At 47.8% G+C, this 15,416-nt stretch carries 13 protein-coding genes; 12 read left to right on the top strand and 1 reads right to left on the bottom strand.

The window, feature by feature from the left end; all coding sequences use genetic code 11:
* Nucleotides 1-4: 4 nt before the first annotated feature.
* From CS562_RS04415 to CS562_RS04375, 9 genes are all read left to right on the top strand, one after another.
* A complete protein-coding gene (locus CS562_RS04415; RefSeq protein WP_099853914.1) occupies nt 5-2,050 on the top strand; it encodes a hydantoinase/oxoprolinase family protein in 2,046 nt (681 codons plus the stop codon).
* Nucleotides 2,047-4,011, top strand: a complete 1,965-nt coding sequence (locus tag CS562_RS04410) for a hydantoinase B/oxoprolinase family protein (protein WP_099853912.1) — start codon at nt 2,047-2,049, stop codon at nt 4,009-4,011. Before CS562_RS04415 ends, CS562_RS04410 begins: the two co-directional genes overlap by 4 nt.
* Before the next feature lie 75 nt (nt 4,012-4,086).
* Nucleotides 4,087-5,223, top strand: a complete 1,137-nt coding sequence (locus tag CS562_RS04405) for an ABC transporter substrate-binding protein (protein WP_099853910.1) — start codon at nt 4,087-4,089, stop codon at nt 5,221-5,223.
* Between the two features lie 71 nt (nt 5,224-5,294).
* Nucleotides 5,295-6,428: an ABC transporter ATP-binding protein gene (locus CS562_RS04400; protein WP_099853908.1), complete on the top strand. Its 1,134-nt coding sequence runs from the start codon at nt 5,295-5,297 to the stop codon at nt 6,426-6,428.
* On the top strand, nt 6,425-7,342 hold the full coding sequence (locus CS562_RS04395) for an ABC transporter permease (RefSeq protein ID WP_099853906.1): 918 nt from the start codon (nt 6,425-6,427) through the stop codon (nt 7,340-7,342). Before CS562_RS04400 ends, CS562_RS04395 begins: the two co-directional genes overlap by 4 nt.
* On the top strand, nt 7,335-8,174 hold the full coding sequence (locus tag CS562_RS04390; RefSeq protein WP_099853904.1) for an ABC transporter permease: 840 nt from the start codon (nt 7,335-7,337) through the stop codon (nt 8,172-8,174). Before CS562_RS04395 ends, CS562_RS04390 begins: the two co-directional genes overlap by 8 nt.
* On the top strand, nt 8,171-9,388 hold the full coding sequence (locus CS562_RS04385) for a M24 family metallopeptidase (RefSeq protein ID WP_099853902.1): 1,218 nt from the start codon (nt 8,171-8,173) through the stop codon (nt 9,386-9,388). Before CS562_RS04390 ends, CS562_RS04385 begins: the two co-directional genes overlap by 4 nt.
* Before the next feature lie 78 nt (nt 9,389-9,466).
* Nucleotides 9,467-10,663: an MFS transporter gene (locus CS562_RS04380; protein WP_099854580.1), complete on the top strand. Its 1,197-nt coding sequence runs from the start codon at nt 9,467-9,469 to the stop codon at nt 10,661-10,663.
* A 163-nt stretch (nt 10,664-10,826) separates the two neighbouring features.
* Nucleotides 10,827-11,177 (top strand): hypothetical protein, encoded by a 351-nt coding sequence (locus tag CS562_RS04375; protein WP_063563897.1) that lies wholly within the window; start codon nt 10,827-10,829, stop codon nt 11,175-11,177.
* A 115-nt stretch (nt 11,178-11,292) separates the two neighbouring features.
* Here CS562_RS04375 and CS562_RS04370 read toward each other — a convergent pair whose 3' ends face one another.
* Complete coding sequence (locus CS562_RS04370) at nt 11,293-11,919, bottom strand: FMN-dependent NADH-azoreductase (protein WP_076288670.1); 627 nt, start codon at nt 11,917-11,919, stop codon at nt 11,293-11,295.
* Nucleotides 11,920-12,102: 183 nt separating this feature from the next.
* On the opposite strand from CS562_RS04370, the gene CS562_RS04365 reads away from it, so the two are divergent.
* The 3 genes from CS562_RS04365 (at nt 12,103) to CS562_RS04355 (ending at nt 15,393) form a co-directional block, all read left to right on the top strand.
* A complete protein-coding gene (locus CS562_RS04365) occupies nt 12,103-13,041 on the top strand; it encodes a DNA-binding transcriptional repressor DeoR (protein WP_053780650.1) in 939 nt (312 codons plus the stop codon).
* A 252-nt stretch (nt 13,042-13,293) separates the two neighbouring features.
* Complete coding sequence (gene deoC, locus CS562_RS04360; RefSeq protein ID WP_063563980.1) at nt 13,294-13,944, top strand: deoxyribose-phosphate aldolase; 651 nt, start codon at nt 13,294-13,296, stop codon at nt 13,942-13,944.
* A 258-nt stretch (nt 13,945-14,202) separates the two neighbouring features.
* On the top strand, nt 14,203-15,393 hold the full coding sequence (locus CS562_RS04355; protein ID WP_076288671.1) for a NupC/NupG family nucleoside CNT transporter: 1,191 nt from the start codon (nt 14,203-14,205) through the stop codon (nt 15,391-15,393).
* Nucleotides 15,394-15,416 lie beyond the last annotated feature (23 nt).

The following is a 15,416-nucleotide window of genomic DNA, read 5'->3' as shown; positions in this document are numbered from 1 at the left end:
GCTTGTGAAAACAATTTATCGATTAGGTATAGATATCGGAGGCACATTCACGGATGCCCTGGTTATGGACAATCATGGCAGGGTGATTGCGGCACTGAAGACGCCATCGATTGCAGCAGCTCCGGAACAGGCGATTTTTAATGTACTTGATCAGCTCAAAGCGGGTGGAGTGGATCTTCAGGAGATTGATCTGTTTGTGCACGGAACAACGCTTGGTGTTAACACCCTAATTGAGCGTAACGGCGCAGTTACAGGTCTGTTGGTCACCAAAGGGTTTCGAGATATTCTCGAGATTCGGAGGCTACGTCTCGAGGATACTACCAATCTGTATGGTGACAAGACCGATGCGCTTGTTCCGAGACATCTCGTTAAGGAAGTGGATGAGCGAGCGCTTGCGAGCGGTAGCATACTTCAACCACTGGATCAGGAGCAACTGCTTCAAGCGGTAGACGAGCTGGTGGAAGAGGGGGTTACAGCCTTGGCGATCAGTTTCTTGCACGCTTATGTCAATCCTGCTCATGAGCAGCTCGCGGAAGAGTTAATTAGGGAACGTCATCCGCACCTGTTTCTCTGCAGAAGTAGTGCCATTTGGCCGCAGCAACGTGAATTCGAACGTACACTCGCCACAGCCATGAATGCATATGTTGGGGAACGCATGGGATCATACTTTCTGCGTCTGCAAGAAGGAATTGGCGCTTACGGTTTGAAAGCCAATTTGCTGTCCACGATGTCCAATGGTGGAATCATGACGGCGGCCAGAGCGGCCAAAGAGCCTGTACGTACTCTTCTGTCCGGACCTGCGTCCGGAGTAATCGCTGCAACGCATATTGCTGAACAGGCCGGCATTCATCAAGTCATCACGTTCGACATGGGCGGGACAAGCGTTGATGTTGCTCTCATTGATAAAGAGCCTACCTATTCTACCGAGAATAAGGTTGGGGATTTTCCAGTCATCATTCCCGCTGTGGATGTAACCGCGATTGGAGCGGGTGGGGGCTCAATTGCCTGGCTCGATTCCGTAGGGGTACTCAAGGTGGGACCACGAAGCGCAGGAGCTAATCCGGGTCCGGCCTCCTATCATCGTGGGGGAGAAGAGCCAACAACGACGGATGCCTATCTGCAACTAGGCATTTTGCAGGCTGATCGATTCCTTGGTGGACAGATGCGTCTCTATCCCGAGCTTGCAGAACGTGCTCTGGGCAACCTTGGCGAACGTCTTGGACTAAGTCCCACGCAAACTGCACAGGCCATTCTTGATGTGGCCACCGCCAATATGTATGCCCAGTTCTCTCCGCTCATGGCACGCAAGGGTGTTGATCCCCGTGACTTTACATTGCTCGCCTATGGTGGAGCTGGGCCGATGCATGCTTTTCTCATGGCGCGTGAAGTAGGCATCCGCCGAGTGCTGATCCCGCCATCTCCAGGAACACTTTGTGCCATGGGCTGCACGGTTGCCAACCTTCGCAATGATTTCGTTCATACCTTGCATAAAAGCAGTCAAACACTTGAGCCTGGTGAGTTATCGACTCTTTACACCAGACTGGAGGATCAAGGGCGTAGTTGGGTTGAGGAGGAAGCACGCGGAGGAGTGAAACTGGAACATATCTATTGCTTGTATAGTGCCGACATGCGTTACGAAGGTCAGGCCTTTGATTTGGAGGTTACGCTCACATCCGATGAAATCGCCGATCCTGAGAAAGCAAGGAACAAATTCCATATGTACTACCAAAATGTGTTTGGCATCAGCCAGCCGGAAGCTGATGTGATGTTCGTTAGTCTGAGAGCGACCATTGTTGGCATCCTGCCTACCCAAAGCACGACGTCTCCGGCAGAGTTGCCATTCGATGAGAGTGAAGCAGAAGAACGAATCATCACTTTCGACCACGCACAGCGAATAGCAAAAGTTCTTAAGAGGGGACAGATACCATTGAATATGCCCATCCACGGGCCCATTATTGTGGAGGAATATGATACAACCATTTTCATCCCGCCTGGCTTTACGGTATACCGGGATGCTTACGGAAATGTGATTGGGGAGGTGGAGCAATGATTGGCGACAAGGTTTTTCTTGAAATTTTCAACAACCGGATTCAGGCTGCGGTAGAGGAAATGGCCAATGTCGTGCTGCGCACAGGATTCACCGCTTTTGTTAAAGAAACAGGCGATTTTGGAACCTACCTCTTGTCACCATCCGGGGAAACGTTTGGGTCGCCATTGGAGACGGGTTACAATCTGTCCCTCGGCATCCCCGCAGCGGCGACCATAAACAGCATTACAGATTGGAAGGAAGGCGATTTGGTTATCTGTAATGATCCTTATTCCACCAAAGGCATGGTGACACATCTACCGGATGTGCATCTGATCAAGCCCTACTTTCACAAAGGAGAAATCATCGCATACGGCATGTGCTTCGTTCATTCATCCGATGTAGGTGGTAAGGTACCGGGGAGCGTATCTCCAAGCGCCTACGATATTCATATGGAAGGCATTCGTATTGCTCCAGTCAAGCTGTATGAAGCAGGCGTTCTTAATGAGCAAATACTTCGTATGTTTCTGGACAATAGCCGCATTCCGGAGCAAAACCTCGGTGATCTCAAGGCACTGATGGCAGCCTTGAATCGGGGGGAGCAGCGACTAGAAGAGCTTATCGGCCGCTACGGTGTAGAGCGAATTCAGCAGGGCATTGAGCATTTGCTGGAATACGCTGAGTTGAAGGCACGCGCCATCGTACAGGAGATCCCGGATGGTTCGTATGAGTTCTGGGACTATCTGGAGAAAGGCCCTGGCGGTTATCCCATCCGATTGCGCTGCAAAATGACAATCGCGGGCAGTGATATTCATCTGGACTTTAGCGGAACCGACCCTCAGGTCAGAGCTTCGTTCAATATTCCTACCCACAATCAGCAGGGGCATTACATGCTGGTTCCCGCACTCATTCGTTATTTCCGTACGCTCGATCCAACGATTCCATGGAATTCGGGCATGATTCGCATGGTTCGAAATTACGCACCACCGGCTTCAGTTCTTAACCCGGAGCCGATGGCAGCGGTTGGCGCAAGAGCAGCTACCTTTATTCGGCTAATGGATGTCATCACAGGCGCTCTTGGAAAAGCTCAGGCAAGTAAGGTTCCCGCCGCAGGAGCCGGACAGGCATGCATCGTTATGATGGCGATGACAGATGCGTCAGATGGCAAGAAAAAGGTTGGCGTGATCCAGCCGATATGCGGCGGTTCAGGAGCAAGACCGATGAAAGACGGAATTGATGGCATGGATTTTGCCGTGGGTCATCTTCGAAACATTCCTGCGGAAACAGTAGAATCCGAAATGCCTGTGCTCATAGAGCATTATGGCCTTCGTGCTGATTCTGCTGGTGCTGGAACCTTCCGTGGTGGAAGCGGAATCGACCTGTGTGTCAAAATTCTTACACCAGATACCGTAATGACCGCCAGAAATATGGAGCGTATGGAGTTTCATCCGTGGGGCAGGCTTGGCGGAGGTGTTGGTACCCATGGGGAAGCTATTCTCAATGCTGGACGTGCAAGTGAACACCATCTGGGAAGAATTGATGAGTTGCTGCTCCAACCCGGAGAGACGGTGACGTTCCTGTCACAGGGCGGAGGTGGATATGGCGATCCATTTGATCGGGATCCACTGCTGGTTCTGGAAGATGTTAGAAGAGGACTGGTATCCACGGAAAAAGCTCTTGAACTGTATGGTGTAGTCATAGAAGGCCGGAACCTGAACGTGAGTGAGACCAGACAGTTGCGGGCCAATCGGGAACGGCAGCAGGAAGAATTCGATTATGGCTGGACAAGGAAACAGTTCGAGGCCATATGGACTGACGAGATGCAAGTATCGCTGAATCAGGCACTGCTCAATGTTCCGCTGGCACTCAGAGACTACCTGAAGCGTCAGACCATGGGAGTCGTGGAGGAGAATTCCCTATCCGTATCTCCACATGAGATATCAGGCATTATGGAAGGATTGCGTCAGAAAATAGGATTGCATTGATAAGGTACATGAAGGAAAAACGAATTAATTTTTGTCAAATTCATAAAACCAACTAAATCGATGGGGGAAATTCTCATGTTTAAATCAAACAAGAAACGCTTTCTCAGTCTCGCCTCACTGACACTGGCCGGTACACTGGTTCTCTCAGCGTGCGGTGGAACAAGCAGCTCCAGCAATACAGCAGGAGGATCCGAATCTACTGGAGGAAGCGGAGACAAGGTTAAACTGACCATGTTTATCTGGGCTGGCTCCAATCAGGATGTCGTTCCAAAAGAAGTGGTAGCAGATTACGTCAAAGAGCATCCAAATGTCGAAGTTACTTTTGAAGAATCATCCAATGCAGTCATGTATCCGAAAATGGTCGCTGGCAAGCAGGCTGATCCCAACAATCCAGTTGTCAACTTTGGTTACTTCAACGCAGATGCGACAGCAAAAGGCTTGAACGATGATATGTGGGAGTCACTGGACACAAGCATCGTGACCAACATCAAGGATATCCCGGAGCAGTTTCACAAGCCTGACAATAAGGGTGTCGTGTGGGGAGTTTCGAGCTTCGCACTCGTCTATAACAAGGACCTTGTAAAAACACCGCCAACAAGCTGGAATGATCTGTGGGATAACGAGGAATTCAAAGGGAAAACGGCACTCTGGGACTACATGTTCTATTCCTATATTTCTCCACTTCTTGCAGTCAAAGGACAGGAGCTTGGCGCATCGTATGAGAATCCGGAGCCAGCATTCCAGTTCTGGGCAGATCACAGTGACCAGATCGGTACATTGGTTACATCCAATGACCAGTTGAAGGCTCTTCTGGAGTCGGGCGATGCTCTGATTGCTCCTTTCAGTGCACAGGTTGCACAAACATGGATTGATGGCGGTTCTCCACTTGCTGTAGCATATCCGAGCGAAGGAGCTATTTCCTTCCCATACACACTTCAGGTTGTGAAGGGGTCAACACCTGAGCAGACACGTGTAGCCAACGAAATTATCAACGAGCTGCTGAGCGCAGAGGCGCTGTCACAATATGCAGAAGCAACAGGTACACCGGTAACCAGCACAACTGCTGCCGTTCCAGACAAATACAAGGACGATCCTTCCTTCTCCGTGGAAACACAGAGCAACGGGATTAATCCTGACTGGGATGTTCTTGCTCAGAAGAGCTCTTCCTGGAAGGAACTATGGGACCGACTCGTCAAAACCAAACTTCAATAAATGATGGTTTTCAGACAAACCACGATAACGGGTTCTATTTTGAGCCCGTTATGGACGGGAGGAAAACAGAGATGAGCAGTGAACAAGAACCCATTTCCATCGAAACAAGAGAAGTTACGAAGACCTACGGAGAGCGAGCCGCGGTTAACCATGTGTCATTGCAGGTGAAGAAGGGAGAATTCGTTTCCCTGTTAGGCCCGAGTGGCTGCGGCAAAACAACACTTCTACGGATGCTTGGCGGACTTGAGCAGCCGGATCAGGGGAGCATTTTGCTGGGAGGTCGGGATGTAACCGGCATCCCGGCCTATGGTCGTAACAGTAACATGATTTTTCAACAGCTTGCGCTATTCCCGCATATGGACGTATTCAACAACATCGCCTATGGGCTAAAGGTGAAGAAGTTACCGAAAGCCGATATCAGGAGGCAAGTACATGAGATGTTAGAGTTGGTCCAGCTCGGAGATTATGGTAGACGAGCTGTTTCCCAGTTGTCTGGGGGGCAGGCTCAACGCGTAGCGATTGCTCGCGCTTTAATCAACAGACCCGAAGTTTTACTGCTCGATGAGCCACTTTCCGCACTGGACATGCAGCTGCGTCTGGATATGCAGCGCGAACTAAAACGTATACAACGAGAGTTCGGTGGTACGTTCATCTTTGTAACGCATGATCAGAATGAAGCCATGAATATGTCAGACCGGATCGGTGTCATGCGCGCTGGCAAGCTGCTGCAATATGCTACGCCGGATGAAATCTATGAAAGACCGACAGACAGCTTCGTAGCCAAGTTTATTGGCGATACCAATCTTCTGGCAACAAGGGTGCTTGGACAGGATACGAATGGAATCCGGGTTGAATGCTTCGGGTATTCGCTGCTGGTGAAGACAGGTGAGGACACCCCGGTTGCCATAGTAGGTGCCCGGCACTCGTTGTCCATTCGGAACGAATATATTCGACTTGGAGAGGATGCGATTCCTTGCCTGAATAAGCTGGATGGACGTGTCATAGAAGCAGTGTATGGCGGGGCAAATATTCGTTACACGATCCAGATTGCTGAGGAGTTTCTGGTTCAGGCCAGTGTACTGCATCAGCGGGGAGCCTCTCGTTTTAGCCCAGGAGAGCCAATTCGGATTGGCTTTGATCCGGAGGACGCGCTCTTGTTATCCGAACCAATGCTGCAATATCCGGCACAGGAGGAAGGGATATGAATCGGATTGCGGATCGGATCGTGAATCTGTATTCATCCAAAAACCGCCGATGGATTACCCAGTTGCTGCTTCTGCTGCCTGCACTGGTCCTGATGGGCATCGTGTATCTGGGTGGTCTGCTTATCTTTGGCAGATACAGCTTTGATATCTATGAAAATGGTAAGCTCGTCCGGGGCTGGGAGTGGGACGCCTATCGCGCTTTTCTGTCCGATCCGTACTATTGGAAACTGATAGGCACCACGTTTCGCGTTGCTTTCAAGGTTACGCTATGGAGCCTGCTGCTTGCATACCCGCTAGCTTATTGTATAGCAGGCCTAAAGAAAACGGGCATGAAGCAATTGTTGCTGCTGCTTACGTTTCTTCCGCTACTGGTCAGCGCAGTTGTGCGATCCTATGGCTGGCAGCTGTTGCTATCCAAACAGGGCTTTATGAACTGGCTGTTCATACGGCTTGGAATTACGGATGAAGGCTTCAGTATGATATATAACGAGACTGGTGTGGTCGTCGCACTTGTTCATATTTTTCTGCCGTTCATGGTCTTTCCGATCCTGAATGTATTGTCGCAAAGTGACGCTTCTCTAAAAGCGGCTGCTCAGGATCTGGGAGCAGGAAGCTGGCGGACATTCCTGACGATTACCCTACCTTTATCAGCGAGAGGTATTGCTAGCGGGGTACAGATTGTATTCACGCTATGCCTTACGGCCTTTACAACGCCTCAACTGATTGGCGGAGGCAGAGTCATGACACTGCCAGTATTTATTTACCAGCGAACACTGGATACCAACTGGCCGATGGCTGCGGTAGCAAGTATATTCTTGCTCATTTCTTCCATCATCGTTTCACTTTTGGTCAATAAAGGAGCGGAAATGCTGATGTTCCGTCGTTCCCGGAAGGGAGGTCAGGCTTATGGTTAAGTCCAACAGGCTCACCAAAGTGCTGCTCTATATATTTGCAGGGGCCGTGGCGGTTTATCTACTATTGCCGTTGCTAATGATCCTATTGACATCTGTAGGTTCCGGATCGGCCAGTAAATTCCCTCCAGAAGGTCTTACCCTGAAGTGGTATGCAAATCTGGGAGAGCAGACTCAATTTCTCGTTGCATTCAAGAACAGTCTGATTGCTTCCACTGGTGCGGTATTGCTGGCGCTGATTACCGGAACACTTGCAGCGCTGGCCATCGTGCATTACCCTTTCCCGGGTGCTGGCATCTTAAGAGCCTTTTTTGTATCCCCAATGGTTATGCCGAAAATTACGCTTGGTATTGCGTATCTAATTTTGTTCTCCAAAATGCATATTGCAGGCGGATTGTTCGCTCTTATTTTGGGTGAAGCGGTCATCGTGCTTCCATTCGTGCTAACGCTTGTAGGCAGTGCATTGGCCAATCTTCAGCCCGCACATCGAGAGGCGGCAGCAGACCTTGGAGCAGGTCCACTGCGTATCTTTTTTACAATTACCTTGCCACAGCTTAGACTATCTCTGCTCCTTTCAGGATCAATCGCATTTGTCTTCACTTTTGATCAGGTAGAGGCTGCATTGCTGCTGCTTCGTCAGGACAGCTACACACTACCTATACAACTGTTCCTGTATATGGAGAAGTGGCAGGACCCGACGATCGCGGTTGTATCTGTCGTACTTATCGCTTTTGCACTGGCCTTGTTCATGATCATCAAGCTGGTACTGCGCTCAGTACCCGGACTTGAGAGTTTGTTTGGGGGCAGGAAAAACAAAAGGAGGACTGAATCATGAACAATTCACTTCATATATCCCATAGCTCGGGTCTAAACCGGGACCGAGCGGAAGATGTAATGAAAACTCAGGGACTTAGTGCCCTGATCGCAACCACACCGGAAAATATTCACTATGTCATCGGCTCCCAGCTACGCGCGAGCAACTGGACCATGCAGATTTACGCCATTCTACCTGCCGACCGATCCGCTCGGCCATGTATCGTCATCCCGACGAATCGTTTGGGCGTTGTGGCTCAATTCGGTATCACGGGAGTAGATATATTTGCCTACAGTGACTTCTTCGTGGAAGGTACGATCGAAGGCAAACCTTCTACGGATGATATTGATCTGTTCTACTCTCTGCTACAAACGACAGTCATTCATCCGGGGCCGATAGAAGCGCTTAAGGCTGCACTGAAACAGCTCGACATCGAGAATCAACCGATTGGAATCGATGAGATGCGAATTGCTCCTGAACTTTTGGCACGGGTCAAGGAGGATGCTCCTCAAGGAGCGGTTGTTCACGCGTACAAGCTATTTCGTCAAATCCGCTTGGTTAAGACACCTTTCGAGATTGAGCAGCTCCGACAGGCTGCCCAAGTAAATGAGAGAATTGAGCAAGAGCTGATTGATCTGATCGCAGCCGGTGTTCATGAGAAGCAGCTTGCCGACCATTATCGGTTGTCTGTAATGAGAGCAGGCGGGACACCTGCAATGACTGCGGTAGGGGCGGGTCCGCGCAGTGCGCTGCCGCTCATCGAAAATTATTTTCATACCATCGAGTCAGGAGATCAGATCCGCTTTGATCTGTGCTTGCAGTTGGAAGGGTACTGGGGAGATACAGGACGTACCGTTGTAGCAGGAGAGCCAACTCCCTGGATGACAAAGCATTTTAATGCTGTAAAAAGCGGATGGGAGACTGCACTTGAAACCGTACGTCCTGGCGTCAAGGCTTCCGACGTATTTCATGCGGCTGTGTCTCGCGTGCAACGTGAGGGAATTCCTCATTACCGACGCCAGCATGTTGGTCATGCCATTGGCTTGGAACTGTACGACGACATGACTCTCTCTCCTGGTGACCAGCGCATACTGGAGCCTGGCATGGTACTGTGTGTGGAGGTGCCATATTATGAGCTCGGCGCTGGTGGCTTCCAAATCGAGGATACGGTTGTTGTAACTCCAGATGGATATGAGTTTTTGACTCATATGGAGCGTAAACTGTTCATTAAATAACGATTAATGGAAGGCTTCAGCCAAGCGATCAGTCAGCAGCCGATCATGGAGCTTTTCTGCCGAGAAAGTTGGAATATCATGATTCAGCAGGGAACTAAGACGTTTCGTAACATTAGCCTTGCGCTGTTTGCCGGAGGTTTTGTGACTTTTGCGTTACTATACAGCCTCCAGCCCCTGATGCCCGAGATTAGCGAGGCATTTGCGATCTCGCCTGCACATTCCAGTCTGACCCTCTCAGTTACAACGATTGCCATGGCACTGACCATGTTGTTCATCGGTTCCTTATCCGATTCATTGGGAAGACGCTTTATTATGACAGCAGCTTTAGTTGTTTCATCTATTATTGCAATGATTAGTGCGTTTAGCCCTGGATTTACTGAGCTGCTTCTGCTTCGTATTCTCCAGGGAGTTGCACTTGCCGGGTTGCCCGCGACAGCCATGACATATCTGTCTGAAGAGATTGAGCCTTCCAGTCTAGGGTATGCTATGGGCCTTTATATCAGCGGAAATTCGATTGGAGGTATGGCTGGTCGTTTTATCAGCGGCGTGATCACAGACTGGCTCAGTTGGCGTGCCGCAATTGGTTTTATCGGTATTCTTGGCCTATGTGCGGCCGTTATCTTCTGGCTGGTCATCCCGCCATCCCGCCATTTTGTCAAAGCGACTCCTGGATTCAAAAAGATCATTCCTCTTTTGTGGTCACAGTGTCGGAATACACGTTTACTTTGCCTGTATGGACTGGGCTTTCTTCTGATGGGTGGCTTCGTAACGTTGTTCAACTACATCGGATTTGAATTGACTGGAAAACCTTATCATCTTAGCCAATCTGTCGTTGGTAGCCTTTTTGTCGTGTACCTTATGGGTACATTGAGCAGCACCTGGATGGGCAGGCTTGCAGATCGGTATGGAAGATCGAATGTCCTTGGAATCGCGCTGGGTATTATACTGGCTGGTGCAGTTTGTACCATTCACCCAGATCTTTGGGTCAAAATAATTGGACTTGCGCTGTTTGCCTTTGGTTTCTTTGGCGGACATTCCATCGCAAGTAGCTGGGTTGGACTCGTGGCGGATCAGCATAAATCCCAGGCTAATGCCTTGTATTTGTTTTTCTACTACGTGGGATCAAGTGTCAGCGGAACTGGAGGGGGCCTACTTTACAGCCATCTGGGTTGGATTGGCATTGTGGGCATGATTGGTGTGTATGTGGTAATCGGCTTTATATTGTGTCGGTTTCTGATAGAAAAGGTAAAAGAACATACCAGGCTTACTTTTTAACTAAACATAGATCGAATGTTTGTTCATCACAAAGCACTCATTTTGACCCATAATCATCCAATAGTCCTTAATACAATAACTAACTTTTTTCGACAAGTATTGCATATCCCGAAATACCGAGTATAATACTGGGTAAATAGATGCAAAGGGGATGCAATAAACGATGAAAACACATGCTGAACTGAACTCACTTCTTGTTGACGATTATCTGGATCTCCTGAACATAGCGAAACAGCTAGGTGATGAGGAGTGGAAAGAGGCCATTCTGCAAGCATTGAAAGAAGAAGTGGATGCTAATCATCATCTGGATTCAACCGAGGTTAGACAGGATCTTTGGAGTCAATTTGAAGGTATTAACGAACAGATGCATGATCTGTTAATGCAATTGAAAAATGCCGAGGGTCCCGAAGAGAAAGAACAGATTATTGAAGCCATTTGGGGACTGAAAGTGGACCGACATGCCATTACTCGCAAACTTGAAACCATGAGCCGTGCTAGCGCTGGACATCAATAAAGCTCTAACGTTTATTATAAAAAAAATAAAAACCCGCGTGCCGTCCTATGGAATTAATATTCCATGGGTTGGCATGCGGGTTTTGTGTTTGTTGCTGTACTTGTTTATTTAAGGGTTAGAACTGTTTAGCGAGTGTACGTGACTCTTCTATAGCTTGTTGTTTGATCTCATCTGCGCGTTCCTTATATTGGTTATGTCCTTCCACAAAAATGCCTTCAAGCTTCGGCACACCAAGGAAAGACATAATAATGCTCAGGTAACGATGACCGGATTCCATCTGAGCCGCAGGCCCTTCGGAATAAATGCCGCCACGAGCCTGAATATGCAGTGCCTTTTTGTTGGAGAGCAATCCAACCGGGCCTTGTTCCGTATAACGGAACGTTTTACCAGCCACGCAGATGGAGTCGATATAAGCCTTCATAATTGGAGGGAAAGAGAAGTTCCACATCGGTGTCACAAAAACATATTTGTCAGCAGATGCGAATTGATCCGATAATTCATTCAAACGTTGAACCTTGGTCTGTTCTTCAGAAGTCAATTCGCTGCCGGATTGAAGTTTCCCCCAACCACTGAATACATCTGCATCAATATGAGGAATATCCGAGCGATACAAATCCAGATGAATAACCTCATCCGAAGGATGGCTTTCACGATATGCATCCACAAACGCTTTACCTGCAGCCATGCTGAAGGAAGTTTCATGATCATGAGGATGGGCAGTAATATACAATAATGTAGACATACGGTTCTTCCTCTCTATGATGTTTTTGCCAAAAAGGGCTGACATTAATAAGCGACCGATGTAGTATGCATCGTTTGTAACGTTTTATACCTGGATAGTGACCTGGTACTCAATCATGTATAATACATTGGTGTAAGGTGAATCGAACGATACTAGGAATGAGTGAGATGAGCGCATATGGGAATGGATCTGGAGAAGCAACGATTAAGCATTGAAGCAGCGAAATTGTATTATCAATCGGATTACAGCCAGCAGGATATTGCGGTCAGGCTGGGCGTGTCACGTCCAACGGTATCAAGATTACTTCAGTACGCGAAAGATCGTGGTTACGTTCGCATTGAAATTATGGACCCGCTAGAGGATATCGACATTATCGCCGGGGAACTCAAAGCCAAGTATAATCTGGATACTGCGCTTGTATGCTTTGCCCCGTTAAAGAGTGATGAAGAAATTTTGAAACATATTAGTAAAAGAGCAGCAGATTACTTACAAGATACGGTTCAGGATGCGGACATTATTGGGGTAACTTGGGGGACAACGATGAACGCCGTCGCCCGTCAGCTTCGTCCCAAGCAGGTCAAAGGCGTCGAAGTGGTTCAACTTAAGGGAGGCGTAAGCCATTCCCATGTGAATACGTATGCGGCAGAAATTGTTCATTTATTTGCGGAAGCTTTCCATACGGTTCCCCGATATTTGCCTTTGCCCGTGATTTTCGACAACATTGAAGTCAAGAAAATGGTAGAAGCAGACCGACATATTGGCAGAATTGTGGAACTTGGCCGACAGGCGAATATTGCCATGTTTACCGTAGGTACAGTGAAGGAAGATGCACTTTTGTTCAGACTGGGGTACTTTAATGATGAAGAACAGCAATTGCTGATGCATTCAGGTGCAGGTGACATTTGTTCACGTTTTTTTGATGCCGAGGGCCGGTTGATCAGTGAAGAAATTAACAACAGAACCGTCGGAATTGATCTGGCTGAGCTGCGAAATAAGGAAAAATCGATTCTCGTGGCCGGGGGAAAACGTAAAATAGAAGCCATTCATGCTGCGCTCAAAGGTCATTACGCCAACATTTTGGTAACAGATCAATACACAGCTCAGGCTTTGCTTCGATTATAATGCAATGGATGACAACATCTGCCACGCGACATGGGCGGATGTTTTGCTTTCTTAGGCAGAAGCTATATTATACGATTCCTCCCAGTGAGCGAAGTCATTTGTTTAGTGAGGTTTCCATGGAATGTGTTTAAATTTCAAGGTTGAACAAAAGTTCATATTGATTTTTACATATGTTCATGTTAGGGTAGGGATATAGAAAATAACTAGTTCAGATAAGGGGAGATTGAATTGACTACACCACAATTAGCCAAAATGATAGATCATACCTTGCTTCGTGCAGATGCAACACAAAGTGAAATGGCCAAATTGACCGAAGAAGCGAAACAATATCAATTTGCTTCTGTATGTGTTAACCCGGGCTGGGTTGCTTATGCTGCTGAACAGCTTCAAGGTACTGGCGTCGATATTTGTACTGTTATCGGTTTCCCTCTGGGAGCTTCCACTTCCGAGACCAAAGCATTCGAAACCAAAGACGCCATCGCTAAAGGTGCTACTGAGGTGGATATGGTCATCAACATTAGTGCTTTGAAAGATGGCAAAGATGACGTTGTTGAACAGGATATCCGTGCAGTTGTTGAAGCAGCAGCGGGTAAAGCTTTGGTGAAAGTCATTATTGAAACTTGTCTGTTGACGGATGAAGAGAAAGTACGTGCATGTCAGGCAGCGGTAAAAGCTGGGGCTGATTTTGTCAAAACCTCCACAGGTTTCTCTACGGGTGGAGCAACACCAGAAGATATCGCTTTGATGCGTCGTACCGTAGGTCCGGATGTAGGCGTTAAAGCTTCCGGCGGCGTGCGTAGTCTGGAAGACATGCAAAAAATGATCGATGCAGGAGCAACTCGGATTGGCGCCAGTTCCGGTGTGAAAATCATGCAAGGCGAACAATCTACATCTAATTATTAATTCGTGAGTAATTGGCTCGATAAATTTCACTAGATGGATTGCTTGGATGCTTTAACTTGTTCTTCATATCTCTCGATGGATGTGAAGAACAAGTTTTAAAGCTGATCCAAATTTATATTTTAAATAAAACCCAATCATAAAAAACCGAATTTATTGTAAGCGCTTCAACCGTTTTCTGAAAGGTTAATTCATCACATATTTGGGAAACCTTTGAGCTGAATAAACATCCGGCTTAACTACCTTCAAAGGAGAGATAGAATGAAATTCCTAATAGCCCTTCTTGGTATACTTGTTGTCTTTGGACTGGCTTATCTGGTCAGCAACGGTAAGAAGAAGATCAGATATCGTCCGCTAATCATCATGATTGTTTTGCAAGTAATATTGGGATACGCATTATTGAACACAGAAGTGGGTACATTTTTGATTGGCGGTTTCGCGACCGTATTTGAAAGTTTGCTTGGCTATGCGAATGACGGTATTTCATTTGTATTCGGTGGCTTGACTACCGTTGGTGCAGACAGTGGGGGCGCGCCATTCTTCCTCAGTGTATTGATGCCGATCGTCGTTATCTCAGCGCTCATTGGGATATTGCAGTATATCCGAATCTTGCCTTTTGTTATAAAATATATTGGTCTGGTATTAAGCAAAGTCAACGGAATGGGCAAACTGGAATCATATAACGCGGTTGCTTCGGCTGTATTGGGGCAATCTGAAGTGTTCATTTCTGTGAAAAAACAAATTGGGTTGCTGCCTAAACATCGACTGTACACTTTATGTGCCTCGGCGATGTCCACGGTATCGATGTCCATTGTCGGTGCCTATATGTCCATGATTGATCCGAAGTATGTGGTTACGGCACTTGTGCTGAACCTGTTTGGCGGTTTTATCATCGCTTCCATCGTGAATCCTTATGAGGTTTCTCCGGAAGAAGATATATTGGAAGTACAGGAAGAGGAAAAACAATCCTTCTTCGAAATGTTGGGCGAGTACATTCTGGATGGTTTCAAAGTTGCGATCGTCGTAGCTGCAATGTTAATCGGTTTTGTTGCTCTGATCGCACTGGTTAACGGGATCTTCAGTGCAGTGCTCGGCATTTCGTTCCAGGAACTGCTTGGTTATGTGTTTGCACCATTTGCCTTCATTATGGGTGTTCCTTGGAAAGAAGCGATTCAGGCGGGAAGTATTATGGCTACCAAAATGGTATCCAACGAATTCGTTGCCATGCTTGATCTGACCAAACAGACTGCATTGTCTGCCAGAACAACAGGGATCGTATCCGTCTTCCTCGTATCGTTCGCGAACTTCTCCTCAATCGGTATTATTGCCGGTGCGGTGAAGGGACTTCATGAAAAACAAGGTAATGTGGTGGCCCGCTTCGGTCTGAAACTGCTTTACGGTGCATCGCTCGTCAGCGTACTGTCTGCGATCATCGCCGGACTGTTCTTGTAAAGCCGGATTATTGGAAGGAGTGC

It is taken from the genome of Paenibacillus sp. LK1, assembly GCF_002750415.1.
Taxonomy (GTDB): domain Bacteria; phylum Bacillota; class Bacilli; order Paenibacillales; family Paenibacillaceae; genus Paenibacillus; species Paenibacillus taichungensis.
The sequence above is the reverse complement of the archived record's forward strand: the minus strand, read 5'-3'. Positions and strand labels throughout refer to the sequence as shown.

Coding starts and splice junctions, on each gene's coding strand:
- CS562_RS04410 (WP_099853912.1), top strand. CDS start 2,047: ATGATTGGCGACAAGGTTTTTCTTGAAATTTTCAACAACCGGATTCAG.
- CS562_RS04405 (WP_099853910.1), top strand. CDS start 4,087: ATGTTTAAATCAAACAAGAAACGCTTTCTCAGTCTCGCCTCACTGACA.
- CS562_RS04400 (WP_099853908.1), top strand. CDS start 5,295: ATGAGCAGTGAACAAGAACCCATTTCCATCGAAACAAGAGAAGTTACG.
- CS562_RS04395 (WP_099853906.1), top strand. CDS start 6,425: ATGAATCGGATTGCGGATCGGATCGTGAATCTGTATTCATCCAAAAAC.
- CS562_RS04390 (WP_099853904.1), top strand. CDS start 7,335: ATGGTTAAGTCCAACAGGCTCACCAAAGTGCTGCTCTATATATTTGCA.
- CS562_RS04385 (WP_099853902.1), top strand. CDS start 8,171: ATGAACAATTCACTTCATATATCCCATAGCTCGGGTCTAAACCGGGAC.
- CS562_RS04380 (WP_099854580.1), top strand. CDS start 9,467: ATGATTCAGCAGGGAACTAAGACGTTTCGTAACATTAGCCTTGCGCTG.
- CS562_RS04375 (WP_063563897.1), top strand. CDS start 10,827: ATGAAAACACATGCTGAACTGAACTCACTTCTTGTTGACGATTATCTG.
- CS562_RS04370 (WP_076288670.1), bottom strand. CDS start 11,919: ATGTCTACATTATTGTATATTACTGCCCATCCTCATGATCATGAAACT.
- CS562_RS04365 (WP_053780650.1), top strand. CDS start 12,103: ATGGATCTGGAGAAGCAACGATTAAGCATTGAAGCAGCGAAATTGTAT.
- deoC (WP_063563980.1), top strand. CDS start 13,294: ATGATAGATCATACCTTGCTTCGTGCAGATGCAACACAAAGTGAAATG.
- CS562_RS04355 (WP_076288671.1), top strand. CDS start 14,203: ATGAAATTCCTAATAGCCCTTCTTGGTATACTTGTTGTCTTTGGACTG.